The organism is Mycobacterium europaeum (assembly GCF_002102155.1).
GTDB lineage: Bacteria > Actinomycetota > Actinomycetes > Mycobacteriales > Mycobacteriaceae > Mycobacterium > Mycobacterium europaeum.
In genome coordinates, this window is sequence record NZ_LQOU01000051.1 from 221,962 (window position 1) to 246,259 (window position 24,298).

Genomic DNA, 24,298 nt, shown 5'->3' on the forward strand with positions numbered 1-24,298 from the left:
TCGGCCGATCTTTTGCGTGTACTGTTCGACGTCCGAGCAGCCGATATCGCGCGAAGGGAGATCGGCGGATGCGTCCGACGAGCGCACCCTCGCCCTTCTTGCGGTGGGGTGTGACAACGGTCGGCGTGCTCCTCATCGCCTATCTGTTCGTGCTCGACCTGCAGCCCGGGCTCATCGACGTGCTGCCGCCGGCCGTGGGGTGGTTCGGCAGGCCCGGATCGATGCCGACGCTCGCGATCGTGGTGACGGTGCTGGTCTGGGCATCCGTGCTGACCTTCCGCTCGGGCAGTAGCCACCGGGTGGTGGGTGTTTCTTTCACCCTGATCGCAGCCCTGGTCGCCATGACGGCGATCCTCGGCCTCAGCTCGTACTGGGGTTGCCACGACGCCAACCACCCGGCCTTCTTCACCCCGCTGATGGCGACGGCCAGTCTGGTCAAGGGCGGCACCGGCGACTTCTCGGTGAGCGGACGGACTTGCCCGAATCCGACGCCGGTCGGCCTGGAGCTGGCCCGCATCGCGGCGCTGTCGGCGATCTTCACCGGGCTGGGCGGCGTCGTGGTCGGGGTCTTCCGAGCCCAGGTGGACCGGATGCGGGCCAACCTGGCCGATTCCGTCACCGCCATCGTCGGCGTCGACGGTGACACGCAGTCGATGATCAGCGGGGTCGCGCGGACGCTGGACCGACGCGGCACGCTGGTCGTCATCACCGGCGCCAGCGACGACCGGGTGCAGCGGGCCCGCAGACAGGGCGCCCGGGTGGTCCTGGTGGACTTCAACAACCCGTCCACCCTGGTCTCGCTGCGGCTGTGGCGCCGCCTGTCCCGGCTCTATCTGATGGCGCCCGACCCGGCGATCAACCTGCTGTGGCTGGACCTGATCGGCCACCGGCTCGACGAAGTCGCCCACAAGCGGCGGTTGCCGTTGATCGTGCGGATGGACGACCCGTGGCTGGCCCAGGCCTGGCGGGCCCAGCAGTTCGGCGGATCGGATACCCGCTGGGCTGCCGACGTGATCGGCAAGTACGAGGTGACGGCGGGCAGACTGCTCGACGGCATCATCGCGACGGGGCGCATCAAACGCGTATTCGTCTGCGGCACCTCACAATTGACCCTTGCGCTGTGCGCGGACCTCACTCAGCGCGCCCTGGAACGCGACTTCTACACCCCACCGGGGGCGGTGCCGTTGCCCGCGCTCACGCTGGTCGAAAGGGACGCCCAGGAGTACCTGGCGGATCACGAGTTCTACCGGCAGCAGGCGGGCTTCATATCGGAGGGGCCGAGCATCGATGCCACGGCGGAGGCGCCGACGGTGCCGACGATGCTGCAGCTGATCGGCGACGCCGACCCGACGATCAGCGCCGTGATCTTCGTGGACTCCCATGCGGCGACGACCGCCGCCAGGCTGGCGGCCCGCTTCCCTGACATGCCCATCTACGCCTCGGACCTCAACACCAGCATCAGCGACGACTCGATCCAGGTGGTCGGCCGGCTGCAGTCCTACTCGCTGGTGTTGGACACCCAAGAGGGCCAGGTGCGGGACACCTGGGAGCGCGCGGCCAGGCTGATCCACGAACGGTACGTCTCGACGATCGCTCCCGGCGCGCCGCGGTCCGCCGCCGCGATGCCGTGGTCCGAGCTCGACGAGTTCTACCGCGGGTCCAACCGCCGGCAGGTGCGCAACGCGCTGTGGATGGTCGAGCAGATCGCGGGGCACACCTGGAACACGTGGGGCAGCCCACCGGCACAGCTGTCCGGCCACGACATGGCGGCACTGCCCCCCTTGGAACAGCTCGCCCTCATGGGCTTCGACCCGGATTCGGCGATGAGCATGGCCCATGCGGAGCACGAGGATTGGTGCCGCTACTACCGGCGCAACGGCTGGAAATGCGGTTCGCCGCGCGATGATTCGCGCAAGATCCACGACAAGCTGGTGGACTGGTCGGTCGTCGAGAGCAACCCGGATCTGCTCAACGCCGCGGTGCGCAGCCTGGCGGCCACGTTGTGGAGTCTGCGCCAGCTCGGTTTCCGGTCGCGTCCGCTGTGGCAGTCCTTCACCCGGGTGGGAACGGTGACCGCCGAACAACGAAGCACCCCATGGACATGGACGTCGGATGCGGGGCACGTGATGCGCGCCGACGCCGGCGACTGGGCGATCCAGGAAGACGGCAAGGTGTGGTCCGTTCGCGACGACATCTTCCGGGACACGTACGAGCCCGCCGGCGAGGGTCGCTGGCGACGAAAGGGACGCGTTCAGGCCCGCCCGGCCTACCCAGGGGAGACCGTGAACACCTTGGAGGGGCCGACGACCGCGGCGGAGGGCGACTGGATCGTACGGGGATCCACCGGCGAACAGTGGCCGGTTCCCGGTAACGAATTCTCGCGTCGCTACGCCGAATTCCACCCGCCCGAGCAAGCGTCCGCGGTCGACGGCGGACACGGATGAGATTGGTCGCCGCCGCCCCGAGCGACCGCAAATTTGCGCGGTCCGGCACGGCCCAGCACTGATACGGTATCGGCGCATGCCCAATAGCGGCATGCGCGGATTTCACCGTCCGTTTGCTACGCCCGCCCGTAGGAGACCGCGATGCCGCTGTTCATCAGCTACTCGAGCCAGGACAGGGCGACGGTCGACGCCCTGACGACCGCACTTCGCCGCGGACAGCAACAGGTTTGGTTCGATCAAGAGCTCGGCGGCGGTGAGTCGTGGTGGCACAAGATTCTTGAGCAGATTCGCTCGTGTGACGTGTTCATCGTGGCGCTGTCCAACAACTGGCTGCAGTCCAAGCCCAGTCAGGCCGAGTTGCGTTACGCACGGGCGCTGAACCGGCCGATCCTGCCGGTCCGGGTCGGCGACATCGACAGCATGCGCGTGAATCCCCTTGCCTCGTTGCAGATCATCGACTATCGGGAACCGACCGTCGACGCAGGCATCCAACTCGTCACGGCGGTACACGCGTTGCAGAGCAAGCCGGTGCCGTTGCCGGACCCGCTGCCCGAAGAGCCGCCGGTGCCGTTCGGATACATCACCCGGTTGGGCGACACCCTCGCCGAAAAGGAACTCAGCCCGCAGCAGCAGACCCAGCTGTTGATCGAACTCCGGCAGGGGCTCGATGAGGACGGCGACGATCCCAGCGCTCGCGGGGACATCGGCCAGCTGCTGCGCATGTTGCGCCTGCGCCACGACGTCACCTACCGCACCCGCACCGAGATCGACAACGTGCTGGCCGAGATCGAGGCCAAGGACGGTTCGCCGGCGGCCGCGGCCACGCAAAAGACGCAGGCACCGGCGTCGGCCCCGCCGCAGCCCGATGCCGCGGCGCCAACCAGCGGTCCGCCCGAAGCTGCCGCACCGACCGTGGGGGCCGCGGGTGCCGGCGGCGGGTCCGGCAAGCGGCTGATGATCATCGGCGGCGCGGCCGCGGCCGTCGTCGCCGTGATCGCGATCGTCGTCGTAGTGGCCACGCAGGGCGGCAAGACGAAGCCATCCCCGAAAGCCACCACGGGCGTCCCGGCTTCAACGGCACCGAGTGCCCCGACCGCCGCGAACCTCCCGAATCTGGACGCGTATCTACTCGGCCCCGCCGATGTGAGCGCCATCGTGGGCGAGCCGAACCTGGTCGTGTCCGACAAGACGAGCGGGATGCGTTCGCCCCGATGGACCCTGTCCAACCCGGACTGCCTGGGCGCCTACGAGCCCATCGCGGAGTCCGCGTACCGGGCGAGCGGCTACACCGCGGTTTCCGGCCAGGCAGTTCACAGTCCCGGCCAGGAGCCCGCCCACCGAGTCTTCGAATCGGTGGTAGCTTTCCCGTCCACCGACAAGGCCGGTGCCTTCGTCCAGGCGTCGGCGGAGAAGTGGAAAGCCTGCGCCGGGCAATCGGTGACGGTGACCGCCACCAACGGCAAAACCACCGGATGGAGGTTCGGCGAGGTCACCGGAACCGTGCCGACGATCTTCCAGCAGCGGACTGAGGCGCCGGGCGCCCGGATCTGCCACCACGCGCTGCATGCGGTGTCCAGTGTGGTCGTAGACCTGTTGCTGTGCGGCCCCGAGGGCGAGAACGGTCAAGCGGGCAAACTGACCGGGCAGATCGCCACGAAGGTGGGCCAGTAACGGCTCCGGACATGGAGCGGCCCCCGAGCATGGCAACCGGGTGGACACACCGGAAGCTCGGGGGCCGGGTGGCTACGGGGAATTCGCCAGCGCGCGTATATCGCCGGCTCTTCGAAAGCCACTGCTGCTAGCGCGCAGCCACCTCACATGTCCATGAAGCTATCAATTCGCGGACCACCTCCTTCCTTGTGTACGGCCGACCGTACCCGCGATTCCGCGAGGCGACAACACAATTCAGCGCTTAGCGATCGCTGACGATCGCGGAGTCGATCAGCGCGGCGAATTCCGCGGCCATCGGCGACCTGGGGAGCGGACGACCGTCGAGCGTGTGTACCCGCGCCGCCAACGTCATGCTCGAGACCAACCAGATTCCTTGCGCGGCATTGAGATCGGCGGGCCGTAGCGCGCGATAGTCGCAGTCGTAGCCCTTGGCCCGCGCCACCTCGAAGAGCGCCTGCTGCGTGGTGCCCCGCAAAATCGGATACCACGGCGGGGGTGTCAGCAGGCACAGGTTCCCGCCTCCCGGCGGCTCGGCATCGGTCGCGATCACCACGGTCGAGCGAGGGCCTTCCAGGATGTAGCCGTCCGAGCTGACGAAGATCACGTCACCGGCGCCCTGCCGGGCGGCATGACGCAAGGCGGCCATGTTCACCGCATAGGACAGCGTCTTGGCCCCTGCCAGCAGCCACGGCATCGCGTCGGTACCGGCGGCGGCCAGCCCGCGGTCCAATGTGATGGCGGCCAGGCCCTCCCGCCGAACCGCCGTCACGCGATCCGGGACAGCGGTGATCATCACGTAGGCGGTCGGCGCCGTTCCGCTCTCCCGGCCGCGGCTGTAGATGAGGCGCATTGCGCCTTCATCAGCGGTGCCCGCCGCCCACTGCCCGGCGGCCACGCCGATCGCGCTGCGCCAGGCGGGCAGGTCGGGCTCGGGCAGATCCATCAGCCTGGCCGATTGGGTCAGCCGCTGCAGGTGGGACTCGACCAGACAGGGCCTGCCGTCGCGGACCAACAGCGTCTCGAAGATGCCGTCGCCGCGGACCGCTGCCAGGTCGTCGGCGTGCAGCAGCGGCACATCGGGCGGATGGATCGCGCCGTCCAGCGTGACGATCACACCCGTCTGGCCTGCCATGGGGGTAAAGCCTAGCCGCGAACGTAAAGCCGCCCGCACGCTCGTCGGATGGACCGCGCACCGGTCCGTAGAGTTGATGTGTGTCTGCAGTACCTGCACCCGATACCGGACCCGACGCGGGCGCCGTTTGGCATTACGGCGATCCGCTGGGCGAGCAGCGCGCGGCCGAGACCGGCGCGGTAGTGGTGGACCGCTCGCACCGCGCCGTGCTCACCCTGATCGGTGGGGACCGCCAGAAATGGCTGCACAGCATCTCCACCCAACACGTCAGCGACCTCCCCGAGGGCGCCAGCACGCAGAACCTCAGCCTCGACGGCCAAGGGCGCGTCGAGGACCACTGGATCCAAACCGAACTCGGCGGCACCACCTACCTCGACACCGAACCGTGGCGGGGCGAACCGCTGCTGGCCTATCTGCGCAAAATGGTGTTCTGGTCGGACGTCTCCCCGGCAGCCGCCGACCTGGCCGTGCTCTCGCTGTTGGGTCCGCGCCTGGCCGACCGGGCGGTGCTCGATGCGCTCGGCCTGGACGCCCTGCCCGCCGAGCTGACGGCGGTTCCGCTTGCCGGCGGTGGCTTCGTGCGCCGGATGCCCGGCGCCCCCGCCGGACAGATCGAACTCGATCTGCTGGTCCCGCGCGACGACTCCGCCCGGTGGCAGGAACGTCTGGCGCAGGCCGGTCTGCGACCCGCCGGGGTCTGGGCCTACGAAGCGCACCGGGTCGCGGCGCTGCGGCCGCGACTGGGCGTCGACACCGACGAGCGCACGATTCCGCACGAGGTGGGGTGGATCGGCTCCGCGGTTCACCTGGACAAGGGCTGTTACCGGGGGCAGGAGACGGTCGCCCGCGTGCACAACCTCGGTAAACCGCCCCGGATGCTTGTGCTGTTGCACCTCGACGGCTCAGTGGAGCGGCCGTCGACGGGTGACCCGGTGCTCGCCGGCGGTCGCGCCATCGGCCGCCTCGGCACCGTGGTGGATCACGTGGACCTCGGGCCCGTGGCCCTGGCGCTGGTGAAGCGCGGGGTGCCGGCCGGCACCGAGCTGGCGACCGGTCCGCAGGGCGCGGTGGCTGCGGTGATCGACGCCGATTCGTTGCCGCCGACGGAACAGATCGGTGCGGGACGGCTGGCCGTTGAACGGCTGCGGGGCGGTGCGAGATAATCGTCGATGACGTCCGCCACAGCGGCAGGGGGCACCGACGCCCGACCGCAAGGCACGGTAAACTGTCGGCAGGACAATAACGACACCAGGAGATCGGAGCCGCCTGATTCGGGCCGCTCCGTTATTGCGCGAGGGGGTTCCCCCATGGGCCGCGGCCGGGCTAAGGCAAAGCAGACCAAGGTTGCTCGAGAACTCAAATACAGTTCTCCGCAGACCGACTTTCAGCGGCTTCAGCGCGAACTGTCGGGCGGTGAGGAAACCGCCGAGCTGGAGGACGATGGCGCCGGCGACTCCTGGGAAGACAGCGACGACTGGCGCCGCTGACACTCACCGCGCCAATGCCGGCGCAATCCGCCTTGCGCCGGGGCTGACCCGGCTTCGGCCGTTTAAAACCTCGGGTGCTGTCCGACGAGCTTTGCCAGCGGGCCTTCTTTACCGCCCTTGCACACAGTCCCCAACACCCAGCAGTCCAAGTGGCGGGCCGTCAAGATGGCCAGGGCACGGTCGGTGTCCTCGGGCGCGACCACGGCGACCATGCCCACGCCCATGTTGAACGTCTTCTCCATCTCCTCCCGCGTCACCCGACCACGCTGGGCGATCATGGCGAACACGGGTGCGGGCGTCCAGGTCCCCCGGTCGATCTCGGCGACCAGGCCGTGCGGGATGACGCGTTGCAGGTTGCCGGCCAGCCCACCTCCGGTGACATGGCAGAACGTGCGGACATGGGTCTCGGCGGCCAGCGCCAGGCAGTCTTTGGCGTAGATCCGCGTCGGCTCCAACAGCTCTTCGCCCAGAGTCCGACCGAACTCCTCGACGTAGCCGGCCAGGTTCATCCGGTCGATCTCGAGTAGCACCGCGCGGGCCAGCGAGTAGCCATTGGAATGCAGGCCGGAGGATCCCATCGCGATGATCGTGTCGCCGGGTTTGACGCGATCGGGTCCCAGCACGTCGTCGGCCTCGACGACGCCGACGCCCGTAGCCGAGATGTCGTAGTGGTCGGGTTCCATCAGACCCGGGTGCTCGGCGGTTTCGCCGCCGAGCAGCGCGCAGCCGGCACGCACGCATCCCTCGGCGATGCCCGCCACGATCGCGCTGAGGCGTTCCGGTACCGTCCGGCCCACCGCGATGTAGTCCTGCAGAAACAGCGGCTCGGCGCCGCAGACCACGAGGTCGTCGACCACCATCGCGACCAGGTCCAGCCCGACGGTGTCGTGCTTGTCCATCGCCTGGGCCACCGCCAGCTTGGTTCCCACGCCGTCGGTGGACGCCGCCAGCAGGGGTTCGCGGTAGTCGTTGCGCAAAGCGAACAACCCGGCGAACCCGCCCAGGCCGCCCCGCACCTCGGGTCTGGTGGCCTTCGTCGCCAGCGGCTTGAACATCTCCACGGCGCGGTCGCCGGCCTCGATGTCCACCCCGGCCGATGCGTAGGTGATGCCGTGGCTGCCCGGGTTGCGTCCGGGGCTTTTTCCGGGATCCGTCATCGCGATAAAGGCTACCGGGCGCCGCCGACCGCCGTGATCAAACGTGGTGGAAGCGGCGCACCGGACGTCCGTCAGTGGACGATCGGGACTTCGTCGGGAGCCAGATCGTCGAGCCCGGCTCCGCGCGCGGCGTTGACGAGCATGTGCTCGATGACGTTCTTGCCCAGGGCCGTCTCCTCGGGCAGCTCGATCGGATACCGGCCGTCGAAGCAGGCGGTGCACAGCCGCGACGCGGGTTGTTCGGACGCCGCGACCAGGCCCCGCAACGAGATGTAGCCAAGGGAGTCGGCGCCGATGGCGTGCCGCACCGCTTCGAGCATTTCCTCTTTGTCCTGCACGGCATTTGCGATCAGCTCGGCCGGCGACGGGAAGTCGATGCCGTAGAAGCACGGCCATTTCACGGGCGGCGACGCGATCCGCACGTGGACTTCGACGGCCCCGGCCTCGCGCAGCATGCGCAGCAGCGCACGCTGGGTGTTCCCGCGCACGATCGAGTCGTCGACGACGATGAGCCGCTTGCCGCGGATCACCTCGCGAAGTGGGTTGAGCTTCAGCCGGATACCGAGCTGGCGGATGGTCTGGGACGGCTGGATGAAGGTCCGCCCGACGTAGGCGTTCTTCATCAGACCCTGCCCGTACGGAATGCCGGACTCCTGCGCGTATCCGACCGCGGCGGGGGTGCCCGACTCCGGGACGCCGATCACCAGGTCGGCTTCGACCGGACATTCGCGGGCCAGCCGGCGGCCGATCTCGACCCGGGTGGCGTGCACGGACCGGCCGGCCAGTGTGCTGTCCGGGCGCGCCAGGTAGACGTACTCGAAGACGCAGCCCTTGGGGGTGGGGCTGGCGAAGCGCGTGGAGCGCACCCCGTCGGCGTCGATCGCCAGCAGTTCGCCGGGCTCGATGTCGCGGACGAACGACGCGCCGACGATGTCGAGGGCCGCCGTCTCGGAGGCCACCACCCAGCCGCGGTCCAGCCGGCCGAGTGAAAGGGGCCGCACGCCGTGCGGATCGCGGCACGCATACAGCGTGTTCTCGTCCATGAAGGTCAGGCAGAACGCGCCCCGCACCGTGGGCAGCAGGTCCAGCGCGGCCTGCTCGAGGGTGGAATCCGCCGCGCCGTGCGCGAGCAGCGCGCCCAGGATGTCCGAGTCCGTCGTCGCGGGGGCGGGGCAGCGCCGGGCGATCAGACCCGCGTCGCGGGCACGGGCGGCCAGCTCGGCGGTGTTGACCAGATTTCCGTTGTGCCCCAGGGCGACGCCGGTGCCGGCGGCGGTGTTGCGGAACACCGGCTGTGCGTTCTCCCAGGTGGTGTCGCCGGTGGTGGAGTAGCGGCAATGGCCGATGGCCACGTGGCCCGGCATCGCCGCCAGCGTCTGCTCGTCGAACACCTGGCTGACCAAGCCCAGGTCTTTGAAGACGAGCACCTGTGACCCATCGGCGACGGCGATGCCCGCGGCTTCCTGCCCGCGATGCTGCAGCGCGTACAGGCCGTAATAGGTGAGCTTTGCGACGTCCTCGCCCGGGGCCCAGACCCCAAATACGCCACACTCTTCACGTGGGGAGTTCAGGTCCTGCTCGGGTTCCTGGATGGTCACAATTGGGGGGCTCCCTGGGGAACGGTTGGTGACGTAACGGAGTCTACGGGTCCGACGCCCGCGACCGCGAATTAACAGCGCGTGTTGAGCGGCGAAAATTCCCGCCTCCGACTGTAAAGCTGCAGCTCACGGTTATATTCAGCTGAGGTCGGACAGGGGCAGACAGTGTTGGATCTCACCGGCCCGAGAGCCGGAGAGGCTCAGCGCGCCGGTGTCCTTCGCCCGCTGGAAGGACAACTGCCCGGTCGCCAGCAGCAACCACGTCCGCGGATCGGTCTCCACCACGTTGGGCGGCGTGCCACGGGTGTGCCTGGGCCCGGCGATGCACTGCACCGCGACGAAGGGCGGAATCCGCACCTCGACGCTGGCACCGGGTGCAACAGCGGCCAGGGTGCGGGCGGTGAGCCGGACGGCGGTGCCGAGGCTCTCGCGGTCGGGGGCCGGCCGGGATTCGTCGCGAAGCCAGTCCGCGACGTCCAACACGGCCTGCCGAGTCTTCGCCGGATCGGCCTTTTGGCGGGCGGCCATACCCTAGGGTCTCAAACTCATGGAGCGTCGGCGCGTGCGGCGCGGGCCACCGTACAAGTCCGTCGGGCTCGTGACGGTGGTCATCATGGGGCTGGTCGGGTCGCTGCTGTACCTGCAGTTCCGGGGTGACCTCACGCCGACGACGAAGCTCACCATGGTGGCCGACCGGGCCGGCTTGATCCTGGACCCCGGCTCGAAGGTCACCTACAACGGGGTCCAGATCGGCCGGGTGGCCGGCATTTCCGAGATCACCCGTGGCGGCAAGCCGGCCGCCAAGCTGGTGCTCGACATCACCCCCAGGTATCTCAACCGGATCCCGGCCAACGTGGCGGCCAGCATCAAGGCGACCACGGTGTTCGGCAATAAGTACGTCGCGCTGAGCCCGCCGCCCCGCCCCGCGCCGCAACCGATCACACCGGCGACGGTGATCGAGGCGACGTCGGTGACCACCGAGTTCAACACCGTGTTCGAGACGCTCGTCTCGATCGCGGAGAAGGTGGACCCGGTCAAGTTGAACCTGACGCTCGGCGCGGCCGCGCAAGCCCTGACCGGATTGGGCGCGAGGTTCGGCGCCTCTGTGGTCAACGGCAACACGATCCTCGACGACGTGAACCCGCGGATGGGCGAAATCCGCAGCGACGTCGCGCGGTTGGCCGCCCTCGGCGAGGCCTACGCCAACGCCTCACCGGACCTGTGGGCCGCGCTCGACGACGCGGTGACCGCGGCACGCACGCTCGACCGTCAGCACGTCGATCTGGATGCGGCGTTGCTCGCCGCGGCCGGGCTCGGCGGCACGGGCGCGGACGTCTTCGGCCGCGGCGGACCCTACCTCGCGCGGGGGGCCGACGATTTGCTCACCTCCAGCCGGCTGCTCGACGAGTACAGCCCGGAGATCTTCTGCACCATACGCAATTTCGCCGAGGTCGGTCCCAGGATCCACAACGCCCTCGGCGACAACGGCTACTCCCTGGGCGCGCACGCCGCGGGCGCGATCGCCGGGGCGCCGAATCCGTATATCTGGCCGGAGAACCTGCCCCGCACCAACGCCAGGGGCGGTCCCGGCGGCCGGCCGGGCTGCTGGCAGACGATCACCCGGCAGCTGTGGCCGGCGCCGTTTCTGGTCATGGATACCGGCGCAAGCATGGCTCCCTACAACCACTTCGAGCTCGGCTCGCCACTTTTCCTCGAGCACGTGTGGGGCCGCCAGGTGGGCGACTACACCATCAATCCCTGACGCCACCGCACGCTCAGTGCGGCGATCGCGCCGGCCTCGTTGATGGCCAGGTGCACCAGCATGGGCGCGGCGAGGCTGCCGGAGCGGTCGGCCAGCCAAGCGAACAGCCACCCCGCGGCGCCCGTCACCAGCACGGTGCCCAGCACCGGGTCCCCCGTCACCCGCGCGTCGGCGATATGGGAGAGCCCAAAGGTCGCCGCCTGCATCAGTTTTCCACCCGCTGCGCCGCAGGCGCCGGAAGCGGCGGTGGCCAGCGCCGCACGGAACGCGGCCTCCTCGGCCCAGACGGTCCCGACGGGGATCTGCAGCAGCAGCCAGCCGGGCGTTGAGCCGGGTGCCGCACGGCCGGCCATGGACGACCGCACCATCGGCACCGTCGTCGTCGCGGCGATCACCGTCGCCGCCGCCGCGCCGGTCGCCGATCCCAGCCGCAGCCCCGACCACAGCCGCGGCGGAGATAGCCCCAGCGGTGCGCGCGTCACAAGCACCAGCAACCCGGCAGCACCGGCCTGTAGCGTCGTCCGCCAAGCCGTGGGCAGTCGCGGGCCGACGAAGCTCCAGCCGACCAGGGCGGCGGCCAACAAGAAGGCACGGGCCCAACGAAAGCCGCTGTCACTCATCAGGATTGTTCGCTACTGCTCATCCGAACAGGCGAGGCAGCACCGCCTCGGACGTCTCACGCAGTTCGGCCAGCGACACGGTGAACAGGCCCTGAACTTCGATGGCGTCGGAGGCCTCATCGACGACGCCGATGCGCACCGCGGGCAGTCCGCGCGCCTCGCACATCGCCCTGAACCGGCTCTCCTCGGTGCGCGGCACCGCCACCAAGACTCGGCCGGCCGACTCGGAGAACAACGCCACGAACGGGTCGGTGCCCTCGGGAAGTACGATGCGGCAACCGGTTTCGCCCGCCAGCGCCGCCTCCACGATGGCCTGCGCGAGGCCGCCCTCCGACAGGTCGTGCGCCGCGGACACCAGCCCGTCGCGAGACGCCGCGCTCAACACCTCGGCGAGCAGCTTTTCGCGTGCCAGATCGACCGCGGGCGGCAACCCACCCAGATGGTCGGCCGTCACCTGCGCCCAGATGGAACCGTCGAAGTCGTCGCGGGTCTCCCCCAACAGCATCAGGGTCTCGCCGGGTTCGCCGCCCAGGCCGGTGGGGATGCGCCGGGCGACGTCATCGAGCACGCCGAGGACGCCGACCACCGGCGTGGGCAGGATTGCCGCAGAGCCGGTCTGGTTGTAGAAGCTGACGTTGCCTCCGGTCACCGGAATACCAAGCGCCGCACACCCATCGGCCAATCCCCGCACCGCCTGCGAGAATTGCCACATCACCCCGGGATCTTCCGGGGAGCCGAAATTGAGGCAATTGGTGACCGCGACCGGGGTGGCGCCGGTGACGGCGACATTGCGGTAGGCCTCGGCCAGCGCGAGTTGCGCCCCGGCGTAGGGATCGAGCAGTGTGTAGCGCCCCGACGCGTCTGTCGACAGCGCGATGCCGCGGCCGGTGGTCTCGTCGACCCGGAGCACCCCGCCGTCGGCGTGCTCGGCGAGCACGGTGTTGCCGCGCACGTACCGGTCGTATTGTTCGGTGATGAAGGCACGGCTGCACAGGTGCGGGCTACCCACCAGCGCAAGCAAAGTCGCACGCAACTCGTCCCCGGTCGCCGGCCGCGGGAGGCGTGTTGAGCGGTCGGCGTTGAGCGCGTCCTGCGATTCGGGTCGCGCGACCGGCCGCTGGTAGACCGGGCCCTCGTGCGCCACGGTGCGCGGCGGCACGTCGACGACCGTCTCGCCGCGCCAGGTGATCCGCAACCGGTCACCGTCGGTGACCTCGCCGATAACCGTGGCCAGCACCTCCCATTTGCGGCACACCGCCAAGAAGGCTTCGACGTTCTCCGGGGCGACTACGGCGCACATGCGCTCCTGCGACTCGCTGCAGAGCACCTCGGCGGGCGTCATGTCCTTGGCGCGCAGCGGGACGGTGTCCAGCTCGATCGCCATACCCCCGTCGCCCGCCGACGCTAGTTCCGATGTGGCGCAGGACAATCCGGCCCCACCCAGATCCTGAATGCCGATTACCAGGCCGGCGGCGTAGAGCTCGAGGCAGCATTCGATGAGCACCTTCTCCATGAAGGGGTCGCCCACTTGCACCGACGGCAGCTTCTTGCGGGATCCCTCGCTGTCGAACGTGTCCGACGCCAGCACCGACACCCCGCCGATGCCGTCCAGTCCGGTGCGCGCGCCGAAGAGGATGATCTTGTTTCCGGCGCCCGAGGCGAACGCCAGATGCAGGTCCTCCTGGCGTAACACGCCCACGCACAACGCGTTCACCAACGGGTTGCCGGCGTAGCACGCATCGAAGACCGTCTCGCCGCCGATGTTGGGCAGCCCCAGCGAGTTGCCGTAGCCGCCGATGCCGCGGACCACCCCGTCGACCACCCGGCGGGTGTCGGGGGCGTCGGCGGCGCCGAACCGAAGCTGGTCCATCACCGCGACCGGCCGGGCCCCCATGGCCATGATGTCGCGGACGATCCCGCCGACGCCGGTCGCCGCGCCCTGGTAGGGCTCGACGTAGGACGGGTGATTGTGGGACTCGACTTTGAAGGTGACGGCCCAGCCGTCGCCGATGTCCACCACGCCGGCGTTTTCGCCGATGCCGGCCAGCATGCCCGCACGCATGTCGTCGGTGGTGGTTTCACCGAAGTAGCGCAGGTGAACCTTCGACGACTTGTACGAACAGTGTTCGCTCCACATCACCGAGTACATCGCCAGCTCGGTGTCGGTGGGCCTGCGGCCCAGGATGTCGCGGATCCGCTGGTACTCGTCGTCTTTGAGCCCCAGCTCGGCGAACGGCTGCGGCTCGTCGGGGCTGGCGGCGGCGTGCTCGACGGTGTCGATGGTGTGGGTATGCGAGCTCGTCCCGGAGACAGTCACCTGAACAGTGTAAGAGCGCTACCGGCCGCGCAGCAGGCTGGCGCTGGCGGCGTCGGCCGGATAGAACAGCTCGACCGCGAGCTCGGCGAGCGTGACGTCGAGCGGGGTCCCAAACGTCGTCAGCGTGGTGAACATCGACAGCCGTTGCCCGCCGCCGGCATCGAGCTCGAACGGAACGAGCAGTGCGGCGTTGTCGTGCGGCGAGCTCCATGCCTTGGCGGCCGCTTCAACTCCCGGATAGCCGCGCACCTCGTCGTCGAGCGCCTGCAATCCCGGGTCGCCGGTGAGCGCGATCGTGCGCCGCAACTGTTGCAGCAGGTAGCCCGCCCATTCGGGAAAATTCAGGGTCCGCCCGGCGAGGCCGTCGGGGTGCAGCGACAACCGGTAGACGTTGGTCGGCGGGCCGAGCAGATCGTCGGGCAGGCCGGCGGTAAGCGCCGACGCCGCGGCGTTGGCGCCCACGATGTTCCAGCAGCGGTCGATCACGATGCCCGGATAGGGATCGTGGGCATCGAGGAGGCGCTGCACCGCGTCACGGGCCGGGGACAGCGCGGCATCCTCCAGCGAACGCGACGGGTAGCGCGGCGCGAACCCGGCCGCGAGCAGCAGCGTGTTGCGCTCCCGCAGCGGAACGTCGAGACCCTCGGCGAGGGCGAGCACCATCTCCGGGCTGGGGCGCGAGCGGCCCGTCTCGACAAAGCTCAGATGACGCGCCGACACGCCCACACTCAGCGACAGGTCGAGCTGACTCACCCGTCGACGCTCGCGCCATTCGCGCAACAGGACACCTACCGCCGCGTGGTTCACGAAGCCACGTTAACCACGGCCGCGGACCCGTAGCGATGACCTCGGAGGTAATTGTGCCGCCGCACACCGCCGCGACACGCTTGGCGCAACGCGCTCGATCGGAGCGCCCGACCCAAGGAGAACCGATGACCGACGTCCAATCCGCCCCGAAATTCAGCGCCGAGGTATTCGCCGCGTATTGGGCCGCGCCCAGCATGTCGCGCGGCTTCGAGATCCTGGCCAACGACATCGTGGGCTATTGGCCGGGCGACCCCGAGCCGGTCCGCGGTATCGAACCCTACACGGCGAAGATCGCCGAGATACTGGACGCCGCACCGGATTTGAAGCTCGAGGTGGTGGACAGCGCCACCGTGCCCGGCGCCGCCGAGGGCGAGGAGCTGGTGTTCGTGCACTATGTGGGTCGGGGCACCGGTCCCGACGGGCCGTTCCAGATCCGGGGGCTCGACCGGGTTCGCACCCGCGGCGGGATCGTCGTGGAGAACGTCATCCGCTACGACCCGCTCTTCCTCGCCCGCGGCTGAGCGGCGAGCTACTGCCCCACGACGCAGAAGACGTTGCCCTCGGGGTCGGCCAGCACCACCCAGCGGAAGTTGTCGCCGAATCTGTGCCGGCCGACCTCGCTGGCCCCGGCAGCCGTCAGCCGCGCCGCCTCGCCATCGACGTCGGTGGCGCTGAAGTCGAGGTGCACGCGGTTCTTCCCGGGGGTGGGGTCGGACACCTTCTGGAATCCGAGCTTGGGTCCCTCCGGCAGGGTCACCGCGGTGAACTCGTCGGCGAGCAACTCCTGCGTCGTACCGCCGAACTGCTCGGCCCACCAGCCAGCCAGCCCCGCGGGAGCGCTGCAGTCGAAGGTGACCATTTCTACGTTGAGCGTCATGGCCGGATCGTAAGTCAGCGGGGCGACAGAAAAGCTTGCAGCGCCGCCGAATAGGCGGCCACATCGTGCGCGCCCATCAATTCCCGCGCGGAGTGCATCGCCAGTTGCGCGGCACCGACGTCGACGGTGGGAATCCCGGTCCGGGCCGAGGCCAGCGGCCCGATCGTCGACCCGCACGGCAGGTCGGCGCGATGCTCGTAGCGCTGCAGGGCGACGCCGGCCTGCTCACAGGCCAGGGCGAAGGCCGCGGCCGTGCGTCCGTCGGTGGCGTACCGCAGATTGGGGTGCACCTTGAGCACCGGGCCGGCGTTGACCTCGATGAGGTGGCCGGGCTCGTGGCGCTCTGGATAGTTGGGGTGGGTGGCGTGCGCCATGTCGGCCGAGGCCAGCAACGAGTCGGGCAGTCGGCGCAGGAAGTCTTCCCGAGTGCCGCCGGCCGCCAGCACGATCCGCTCCAAGAGGGTGCCCAGCAGGTCGGACTGGGCCCCGTGATCGGAGGACGAACCGACCTCTTCGTGGTCGAAGAGCACCAGCACGGGCAGGAAACCCCGCGGCTCGGCGGTCAACAGCGCTTCCATGCCGGCATAGCAGCTGGTCAGGTTGTCCAGCCGAGGCGCGCTGAGCAGGTCGGCGTCGGCGCCCACCACCGTCGACGGGGTCAGATCGTGGGTCATCAGGTCGGCGCCCAGCACGGCGGCGGGCGACACCCCGGCGCGTTCGGCGACGAAGTCGACGAACGACCTCGTTTCCGCGCCGGCGCCCCACACCGCGTTGAGGTGTCGCTGCGGATCCAGCGTCAGCGATTTACGGTCCTCGGCCAGGTGGATGGCCAGTTGCGGTACGCGCAGGATCGGCTCGTCGATCCGGACCAGCCGGTGCTCGATCCCGCCGCCGTCATGCACCGACAGCCGTCCACTCAGGCCGAGGTCGCGGTCCAGCCACGAGTTGAGCCATGCTCCCCCGTACGGCTCGAGGGCCACCACTCGCCATCCGGCCACCAGCCGATCCGGATGCTGCTTGACCCGCAGGTTCGGGCTGTCGGTGTGTGCGCCGACGATCCGGAACGGGCCGTCGGCCCCAGCGGAGTGCCAGGCGACCAACGAGGCTGCCCGCACGGTGAAGTAGCGACCCGGTTCGTCCGGCCAGCGCTCGGCCTCGCGCAGCTCGGTGTAACCCGCGGCGGCCAGCCGCGCGGCCACCGTCGCGCAGGCGTGAAACGGCGATGGAGAACCGTCGATGAAATCGCAGAGGCCTGCGGCGCTGGCCGGCATGTTCAACATCATGGCTGTCGGCGACAGCCGTCGCCACGCTGGGCCCGATTGCGCGGCTCCTCACTCGCGCACTTCCTGCGCTCGCCGTCGCCACGCTAGGGTCGGCAGAGTGCCCGCCGTCCAGCCGCAGCCGATCCTCGAGCCGTTGACACCCGCGGCGGTCTTTCTGGTCGTGACCATCGACGACGGCGGAGAAGCCACGGTTCATGACGCGCTGCCCGACATCTCCGGTCTGGTGCGCGCGATCGGCTTTCGCGAGCCGCCGAAGCGGTTGTCGGCGATCACCTCCATCGGCTCGCGGGCCTGGGATCGGCTGTTCTCCGGGCCGCGTCCCGCCGAGCTGCACCCGTTCGTCGAACTCAACGGCCCGCGGCACACCGCCCCGGCGACGCCCGGGGATCTGTTGTTCCACATCCGGGCCGAAAGCTTGGACGTGTGTTTCGAACTGGCCGACCGCATCCTGAGGTCGATGTCCGGTGCCGTCACCGTGGTCGACGAAGTGCACGGATTCCGCTACTTCGACAACCGCGACCTGTTGGGCTTCGTCGACGGCACCGAGAACCCCGGCGGCCAGCTCGCCGTCAGCGCGACCGCCATCGGGCCAGAGGATCCCGAATTCGAGGGCTCGTGCTACGTGCACGTGCAGAAGTACCTGCACGAAATGGATTCGTGGAATTCGCTTTCCGTCAGCGAGCAGGAGCTGGTGATCGGCCGTACCAAGCTGGAGAACCTGGAACTCGGCGAGGACGAAAAGCCGGCCAACTCCCACATCGCCCTCAACGTCATCACCGACGACGACGGCACCGAGCTGAAGATCGTGCGGCACAACATGCCGTTCGGCGAACTCGGCAAGGGCGAGTACGGCACCTATTTCATCGGCTATTCCCGCACGCCGCAGGTCACCGAACAGATGCTGCGCAACATGTTCCTCGGGGATCCGCCCGGCAACACCGACCACATCCTCGAATTCTCCACCGCGATCACCGGTGGCCTGTTCTTCTCGCCCACTGTCGATTTCCTCGACGATCCACCGCCATTGCCCGCACCGCCCGTGGCGGAAACATCCGCCGCCCAGGACGGCTCACTCTCGATCGGCAGCCTGAAAGGAACCACTTCATGAACAACCTCTACCGCGACCTGGCACCGGTCACCGAAGCCGCCTGGGAAGAAATCGAATTGGAGGCGACCCGAACGTTCAAACGCCATGTCGCCGGACGCCGCGTGGTCGATGTCAGCGGGCCCGGCGGCCCGGCCACGGCGGCGGTCAGCACCGGTCGGCTGCTCGACGTGGCGTCACCCTCCGACGGCGTGGAGGCCCATCTGCGGGCGAGTAAACCCCTTGTCCGGCTTCGGGTTCCGTTCACCCTGTCGCGCTACGAGATCGACAACGTCGAACGCGGCGCGCAAGACTCCGACTGGGATCCGGTCAAGGCCGCCGCCAAGAAGCTGGCATTCGTCGAAGATCGCGCCATCTTCGAGGGCTACCCCGCCGCGTCGATCGAGGGCATCCGCGCCGCCAGCTCGAACAAGCCGCTGACCTTGCCGGCGGACCCGCGCGAGATTCCGGATGTCATCACCCAGGCGATCTCCGAACTGCGGTTGGCCGGAGTCGACGGCCCCTACTCGGTGCTGCTGTCCGCGGACGTCTACACGAAGGTCAGCGAGACCACCGAACACGGATATCCGATCCTCGAACACATCGACCGGCTGGTTCCCGGGGACATCATCTGGGCGCCGGCGATCGACGGTGCTTTCGTGCTGACCACCCGCGGTGGTGACTTCGATCTGCAGCTGGGAACCGACGTGTCGATCGGCTACACCAGCCACGACGCGGACACCGTGCGGCTGTATCTGCAGGAGACGCTGACCTTCCTGTGCTACACCGCGGAGGCCGCCGTCCCGCTGGGCTCCTAGGAATAAACGGCCGCGGCCCGCTGCTGACGGGAAGGCAAATGAACTTCTTTCCCGGAGGCAGGGTGCGATGGCAACGACAATGGCCGGCTCCACCGCGTTGGTGACCGGAGCCACATCAGGGATCGGCCGAGCGATCGCGCTGCAACTCGCCGAACGTGGCGTCGAGGTGGTCGTACACGGCCGTAGCGCCGAACGCGGCGAGAAGACGGTTCGGGAGATCGAAAGCGCCGGCGGCAGAGCGCGATTCGTTGCCGCCGACCTCACCGACAGCCAAGACGTGCGCCGGTTGGCGGCCGAGGCGGGACCGGTTGACATACTGGTCAACAACGCCGGTATCTACCAATTCGGAGCCACCGTGGACACCGATGACGCAACGTTCGACGACCACGTGAACGTGAACTTGCGCGCCCCGTACATCTTGGTCCAGCAACTGGTGCCGGCAATGATCGAGCGCGGCGGTGGCACCGTGGTCAACGTGAGCACCGTCGCAGCATCGGCACCGGCGAGCGGCGCGGGCATCTACGGCGCGACCAAGGCCGGCCTGGAGCTATTGACCCGCGTGTGGGCAGATGAGTTCGGTCGGTCGGGGGTACGGGTGAACGCGATCGCGCCGGGGCCAACCGACACTCCCGGCGTAGCGGTTACACCTGGTGTGTTGGACGCCGTGGCGGCCGGCACCGCGATCGGCCGACCCGCCGAGCCGAGCGAAATCGCCGGCGTGGTCGTGTTCCTCAGCTCCCCCGACGCCAGCTATGTCAACGGCGCCGTCGTGCCGGTGAGCGGCGGTCAACGCGCGATCGCCGCCTGAAGCAACGGTTTCCGCTACAGGTCGAGCACCAGCTCGGTCTCTGGGGCCGCCGAGCAGATAAGCACAGTCCCCGGCTCGGGAGCCTCCAAGGGCTGCTGCACATATGTGGCGTTGCCGGCAACGATGCCGGTCACGCACACGTGACAGACTCCGCTTCGGCAGGAGTATCGGGTGGGCACGTCGCATGCTTCTGCCAAGTCGAGAATGCTTCCGCAGACGGACGACCAGCCGACCGTCAGGCCGCTGCGTGCGAACGTGATTGCCGGCCCCGCCCCCGGAGGGCCCGCCGGGGGATGCGGTGGCTGACGAGGGGTACCGTCGACGATCCCGGGGTTGATCGGCGGCAGGGCGCCGAATAGTTCGCTATGGATCCGCGCAGGGTCCAGCCCGCCAGCGGCCAGCGCGTCGCGCATGTCGCTCATGAATTGGGTTGGGCCGCAAAGGTACGCCGTCGCGTCGACCGGGATACCCAGTGCCGCGATGGACTGCCGGTCCAGCCGTCCCTGGGTCTGCGTGTAGAACACCAACTGCCGCGCATGCGGCAGCGACCCGATCAAGCTGGCGACCTCGGCTGCGAACGCGTGTGTTTCAGGACTGCGGGCGGTGTGCAGCCACCAGACTTCGCGGGCGCTCTGGGCCGCTGACAGCACGTGCAGCATCGCCAAAACGGGTGTGATGCCGATTCCCGCCGACATCAACAGCACCGGACCGTCGTCGTCGGCCAGGTAGAAATCACCCCGTGGGGCCGCGGCCTCAACGACCGAGCCCGGCTCGAGGTGCTCGTGCAACCATCGGCTCACCAGGCCGTGCTCTTCGCGTTTGACGCTGATGCGGAAATACCCTGCCGCGGGGTCGCCCGAGAGGGAGTAACTGCGCAGCGGCGCCGGCATGCCCGCGCCGGGGATCCGCACCGGCAGGTATTGCCCGGGAAGCGGCGACGGCAGGACGGCGTGGTCGTCAGCCTCCAGCCAGATGGACATCACCTGTGAACTCTCCTGGCGTATTTCGCTGACGCGCAAGGAGCGGAATCCATCCCACGCCGGTTGCGCGGCCGTGATCTCTGCCGCGGGTTCCCGCTGCGCCTCCAACATGTCCCGGAAGGACTGCCGCCAGCCGGGGCTGAGCGCGGCGACATCGACGACCTTACGGAGTTGGTCGCGGTCACGGTCCGGCAGATACAACAGCGCGTCGACGTCGGCGACGCTCAGTTCGTGGCGACCACGGCGGGTACGCACGATCTCGTCACCGGCGCTGACCTGCCCCTCGACGATGACGCGAAAGTAGAATCCCGGGCGGTGTTGGGAGACAAGCAGCTTCGGCATCTTTGGCTCGTTCAGCCGCATTCCGACTCGGAAGCAGGTAACACGGGGCTGGGTAACTTCGAATTCGGCTTCACCGATCCGATAGCGGTCACCGATGCACACATCGTCGTCGGGCAAGCCGGCGATCGTGAAGTTCTCCCCGAAGTGGCCAGGCACTAGGTCGTCGCGACGCAGGTATTTCTTCCAAAAGTCGTATGACTCTGTCTGGTACACCATGACCGCACGATGCTCACCCCCGTGACCGGCGAGATCACCCTGGCCGTCGCCATCGACATTGAGGCGGCGCACCATGACCGGCCCCTGAACCGGAGCTTTCCAGACACCGGTGTAGACCGTCTTGCCCCGCCATTCCACGTTTGTGGGCAGACCGACGTTTACCGAAACCAGCTTGCCCACCGTGTCACCTCCGGGCCCCCGTAACTGGGCTGGCTGACCCAGAATATGCCGCGCCGGGCCATTGGGCAACCCAGACGGGCTGTTGCGCCAAGCTCGTGTTGATGCATACTGGGCTAAGCATCCCAAAAATCAAAACCGTGGATGCGGTAGCGTCCGCCAACCGCCACCTTGAGTTGCGGGCCGGAGCCATGAGGAGGAATGTCATGCCGGCTGTCCATCATCGATACGCCACCGTCGACGGTCACCAGCTCTTCTTCCGGGAATCGGGTGACCCCAGCGCTCCCGCGCTCGTGCTGTTGCACGGCTTTCCGACCAGCTCCTACATGTTCCGGCATCTGCTGCCGGCGCTCGCGGACCGCTATCACGTCATCGCACCGGACCACCTGGGCTTCGGGCTTTCCGACGCGCCGTCCGTGCAACAGTTCGACTACACCTTCGATGCGCTGACCGACCTGACCGGCGGCCTGCTCCGCACGCTCGGCATCGACAGATACGCCATGTACGTCCAGGATTACGGCGCACCGATCGGATGGCGACTTGCTCTGCGCGACCCCTCGGCGATCACGGCCATCATCAGCCAGAACGGTAATGGCTACGACGCGGGATTCGTCGACGACTTCTGGAAGGTCGTGCGCGCTTACCAACGCGAACGGACGCCCGAGACCGAGGCCGCGGTACGGCAGTTCCTCACACTGGACGCCACCCGGTGGCAGTACGTCACCGGCGTTCCCGACGAGACCCTGCTCGACCCCGAATCCTGGCATCACGACTACGCGCTCATATCGCGTCCGGGCAACGACCTGGTGCAACTGAAGCTGTTGCGGGACTACGCGACCAACGCGCCGCTGTATCCGCGGCTGCACGAGTACTTTCGCGCCAGCCAGGTGCCCCTGCTCGCGGTGTGGGGTCGCGGCGACGAGATATTCGGCCCGGCCGGCGCCGAGGCGTTCGCCGACGACCTCCCGGATGCCGAGATCCGACTGCTCGACGGCGGGCACTTCCTGCTGGAGTCCGCGCTGGACGAGGTCGCCGAATTGATCCGCCGCTTCCTGGCCAGGGTTGACATGACCGCTTGACCGGGACCGCCGGCGCCTCCGGCGCTTCATTGGGTTGGATATCCCATAGTTTGGGGCGCCCGCGAGTTAGCCTGACGCGATGGCCCATCCCGATGTTCAGGACGAACAACGGTTGACCGCCAAGGGGCGTGCCACCCGGGATCGCATCGTGGACGCGGCCGCCCAACTGATCGTCACCGAGGGCCTGTCCGCTTTGAACATGGAGAATGTACGCAGGGCGGCGTCGGTCAGCGGTTCGCAGCTCACCCATTATTTCGCCGACAAGAACGCCCTCATTCGCGCGGTCATCCGGCGGCAGATCGGCGTGGTTCTCGACTTTCACCGGCAGCCCAAGCTCGGTGGTCTGGCTTCGTTCGCCGACTTCGAGCGGTGGATCGACCTCAATATGCGGTACCTCAGGCGCATCGGATATTTCGGCACGCCCACCTACCACGCCCTCGCCGCCCAGCTGGCGAAGTCCGACGATGCGATACGACAGGCGTTGGCGGCCGGCTATTGGCAGTGGGTCGACCTGCTCGACGCGACGATCCAGCGAATGAAAGATGACGGCGTCGTGGTCGCTGAGGCCGACTCGCGCGCGCTGGCGATCGTGATCGTCGCCGCCCATCAGGGCGGTGGCACCTTGGCCTTCACCTACCGCGCGGAATGGCCGCACGCCGACGCGGTCCGCTTCGCAATCAACCACCTGCGCCGCTTCGCCACCGATCCCGGCGAGCGGGTCGCCCGGCCCGCCCGGCGTCCTCGGCGCATAAGCAAGGTGCACGACCAAAGTGACGACAGCCCAACGCGTTTCACCCGCAAGGGACAGGCGACACGCGCGCGCATCGTCGAGGTCGCCGCGCGCCTGATGTTCGAGCGCGGCGTCGCCGGCACCAGCATCGAGCAGGTGCGCCAAGCGGCCGGGGTCGGCGGCTCGCAGATCGCGCATTACTTCCAGGACAAGCGCGAGCTGACTCGTCAGGTGATCGCCGCCCGCCGCGAAGACGTACGGGCCTTCCACACTCGGCCACCGCTGGGCGACCTGGACACCCTCGACGCCCTGCAGAAGTGGGCCGACGCCTGCATCGCCGACATCGACGCCGTATACCGCTTAGGAGGTTGCGTCTACGGCTCATTGGCGGGGGAATTGATCGACGCCGACGACGAATTACACCAGGAGCTCTCCGCCGGCTATGACCAGTGGATCGAGCTCTTTGAGACGGGCCTTGCGGCCATGCGTCGGCGCGGCGAGCTGCGCCCCGACACCGATCCGCGCCACCTGGCGGTATCGCTGGTCGTCGCGCACCAGGGCGGTGCGATGTTGACATATGCCACCGGGAATCCGGAACCGTTGCGGGCCGCAGTCAACGCCGCCGTCGACTACGTGCACGCCTTCACGACACCCGCCCGCAAAGGACGATCCACTCCGGCGCGACGCCGCGGCCGGTCCCGAGCCAAGTGACGTCACACCATCCCACTGGACAGATTGGGATAGGTAGCCCATAATAAATGGGTTAGCTAGCCCATTATGGACGAAGCCCCTCTGGCGTCGTTCCGCACATCCAGATATGGATGCCCACTGGGCATTTGGGAGGAGCGGCAAGTGTCGACCATCGAAGCGCCCCAGCTACCCACCGCGCCTGCGGTCGTGCGCGAGCAC

General features: G+C 68.4%; 21 protein-coding genes. 11 read left to right on the forward strand and 10 right to left on the reverse strand.

The window, feature by feature from the left end:
* Window positions 1-68 precede the first annotated feature (68 nt).
* Window positions 69-2,444 (forward strand): hypothetical protein, encoded by a 2,376-nt coding sequence (locus tag AWC03_RS23000; protein WP_085242989.1) that lies wholly within the window; start codon window positions 69-71, stop codon window positions 2,442-2,444.
* 141 nt (window positions 2,445-2,585) lie between these two features.
* Entirely contained in the window at window positions 2,586-4,115 is a 1,530-nt protein-coding gene (locus tag AWC03_RS23005) for a sensor domain-containing protein (RefSeq protein WP_085242990.1), read from the forward strand.
* Between the two features lie 241 nt (window positions 4,116-4,356).
* Here AWC03_RS23005 and AWC03_RS23010 read toward each other — a convergent pair whose 3' ends face one another.
* A complete protein-coding gene (locus AWC03_RS23010; protein WP_090421314.1) occupies window positions 4,357-5,229 on the reverse strand; it encodes an aminodeoxychorismate lyase in 873 nt (290 codons plus the stop codon).
* Between the two features lie 98 nt (window positions 5,230-5,327).
* Here AWC03_RS23010 and ygfZ point away from each other — a divergent pair, with 98 nt between their 5' ends.
* Window positions 5,328-6,410, forward strand: coding sequence for a CAF17-like 4Fe-4S cluster assembly/insertion protein YgfZ (ygfZ, locus tag AWC03_RS23015; RefSeq protein WP_085242992.1), 1,083 nt, complete (start codon window positions 5,328-5,330; stop codon window positions 6,408-6,410).
* A gap of 144 nt (window positions 6,411-6,554) precedes the next feature.
* Window positions 6,555-6,734, forward strand: coding sequence for a DUF3073 domain-containing protein (locus AWC03_RS23020; protein WP_085242993.1), 180 nt, complete (start codon window positions 6,555-6,557; stop codon window positions 6,732-6,734).
* Between the two features lie 62 nt (window positions 6,735-6,796).
* Here the strand turns inward: AWC03_RS23020 and purM are convergent, their stop codons facing one another.
* The 3 genes from purM to AWC03_RS23035 form a co-directional block, all read right to left on the reverse strand.
* A complete protein-coding gene (gene purM, locus AWC03_RS23025; protein WP_085242994.1) occupies window positions 6,797-7,891 on the reverse strand; it encodes a phosphoribosylformylglycinamidine cyclo-ligase in 1,095 nt (364 codons plus the stop codon).
* A gap of 71 nt (window positions 7,892-7,962) precedes the next feature.
* Complete coding sequence (purF, locus tag AWC03_RS23030; protein ID WP_085242995.1) at window positions 7,963-9,489, reverse strand: amidophosphoribosyltransferase; 1,527 nt, start codon at window positions 9,487-9,489, stop codon at window positions 7,963-7,965.
* A 138-nt stretch (window positions 9,490-9,627) separates the two neighbouring features.
* Window positions 9,628-10,017: a sterol carrier family protein gene (locus AWC03_RS23035; protein ID WP_085242996.1), complete on the reverse strand. Its 390-nt coding sequence runs from the start codon at window positions 10,015-10,017 to the stop codon at window positions 9,628-9,630.
* Window positions 10,018-10,036: 19 nt separating this feature from the next.
* On the opposite strand from AWC03_RS23035, the gene AWC03_RS23040 reads away from it, so the two are divergent.
* Window positions 10,037-11,251 (forward strand): MCE family protein, encoded by a 1,215-nt coding sequence (locus AWC03_RS23040; RefSeq protein ID WP_085242997.1) that lies wholly within the window; start codon window positions 10,037-10,039, stop codon window positions 11,249-11,251.
* On the opposite strand, the gene AWC03_RS23045 is transcribed toward AWC03_RS23040, so the two are convergent.
* The 3 genes from AWC03_RS23045 to AWC03_RS23055 are packed head-to-tail and all read right to left on the reverse strand — an operon-like array spanning window position 11,233 to window position 14,995.
* Complete coding sequence (locus AWC03_RS23045; RefSeq protein ID WP_142278488.1) at window positions 11,233-11,871, reverse strand: Rv0804 family intramembrane glutamic endopeptidase; 639 nt, start codon at window positions 11,869-11,871, stop codon at window positions 11,233-11,235. The genes AWC03_RS23040 and AWC03_RS23045 overlap by 19 nt on opposite strands.
* Before the next feature lie 19 nt (window positions 11,872-11,890).
* Complete coding sequence (gene purL / locus AWC03_RS23050) at window positions 11,891-14,188, reverse strand: phosphoribosylformylglycinamidine synthase subunit PurL (RefSeq protein ID WP_085242998.1); 2,298 nt, start codon at window positions 14,186-14,188, stop codon at window positions 11,891-11,893.
* Window positions 14,189-14,206: 18 nt separating this feature from the next.
* On the reverse strand, window positions 14,207-14,995 hold the full coding sequence (locus AWC03_RS23055) for an MmyB family transcriptional regulator (RefSeq protein WP_085242999.1): 789 nt from the start codon (window positions 14,993-14,995) through the stop codon (window positions 14,207-14,209).
* A 125-nt stretch (window positions 14,996-15,120) separates the two neighbouring features.
* Between AWC03_RS23055 and AWC03_RS23060 the strand changes: the two genes are divergently transcribed.
* Window positions 15,121-15,516: a nuclear transport factor 2 family protein gene (locus tag AWC03_RS23060; protein WP_085243000.1), complete on the forward strand. Its 396-nt coding sequence runs from the start codon at window positions 15,121-15,123 to the stop codon at window positions 15,514-15,516.
* An 8-nt stretch (window positions 15,517-15,524) separates the two neighbouring features.
* Here the strand turns inward: AWC03_RS23060 and AWC03_RS23065 are convergent, their stop codons facing one another.
* Together AWC03_RS23065 and AWC03_RS23070 are read right to left on the reverse strand one after the other, a co-directional pair.
* A complete protein-coding gene (locus AWC03_RS23065; protein WP_085243001.1) occupies window positions 15,525-15,872 on the reverse strand; it encodes a VOC family protein in 348 nt (115 codons plus the stop codon).
* A gap of 14 nt (window positions 15,873-15,886) precedes the next feature.
* Entirely contained in the window at window positions 15,887-17,143 is a 1,257-nt protein-coding gene (locus AWC03_RS23070; RefSeq protein ID WP_167542632.1) for a M18 family aminopeptidase, read from the reverse strand.
* A gap of 109 nt (window positions 17,144-17,252) precedes the next feature.
* On the opposite strand from AWC03_RS23070, the gene AWC03_RS23075 reads away from it, so the two are divergent.
* The 3 genes from AWC03_RS23075 (at window position 17,253) to AWC03_RS23085 (ending at window position 19,865) form a co-directional block, all read left to right on the forward strand.
* On the forward strand, window positions 17,253-18,263 hold the full coding sequence (locus AWC03_RS23075; protein WP_085243003.1) for a Dyp-type peroxidase: 1,011 nt from the start codon (window positions 17,253-17,255) through the stop codon (window positions 18,261-18,263).
* Window positions 18,260-19,057 (forward strand): family 1 encapsulin nanocompartment shell protein, encoded by a 798-nt coding sequence (locus AWC03_RS23080; RefSeq protein ID WP_085243004.1) that lies wholly within the window; start codon window positions 18,260-18,262, stop codon window positions 19,055-19,057. The genes AWC03_RS23075 and AWC03_RS23080 overlap by 4 nt, the downstream gene beginning before the upstream one ends.
* Before the next feature lie 67 nt (window positions 19,058-19,124).
* Window positions 19,125-19,865, forward strand: a complete 741-nt coding sequence (locus tag AWC03_RS23085) for an SDR family NAD(P)-dependent oxidoreductase (RefSeq protein WP_085243005.1) — start codon at window positions 19,125-19,127, stop codon at window positions 19,863-19,865.
* Window positions 19,866-19,879: 14 nt separating this feature from the next.
* On the opposite strand, the gene AWC03_RS23090 is transcribed toward AWC03_RS23085, so the two are convergent.
* Window positions 19,880-21,583 (reverse strand): MOSC and FAD-binding oxidoreductase domain-containing protein, encoded by a 1,704-nt coding sequence (locus AWC03_RS23090; protein WP_085243006.1) that lies wholly within the window; start codon window positions 21,581-21,583, stop codon window positions 19,880-19,882.
* Window positions 21,584-21,786: 203 nt separating this feature from the next.
* On the opposite strand from AWC03_RS23090, the gene AWC03_RS23095 reads away from it, so the two are divergent.
* Window positions 21,787-22,659 carry an alpha/beta fold hydrolase gene (locus AWC03_RS23095; protein ID WP_085243007.1) on the forward strand — a complete coding sequence of 291 codons (873 nt, stop codon included), beginning with the start codon at window positions 21,787-21,789 and terminating at the stop codon, window positions 22,657-22,659.
* 79 nt (window positions 22,660-22,738) lie between these two features.
* Complete coding sequence (locus AWC03_RS23100; protein ID WP_085243008.1) at window positions 22,739-24,100, forward strand: TetR/AcrR family transcriptional regulator; 1,362 nt, start codon at window positions 22,739-22,741, stop codon at window positions 24,098-24,100.
* Window positions 24,101-24,298: the final 198 nt, after the last annotated feature.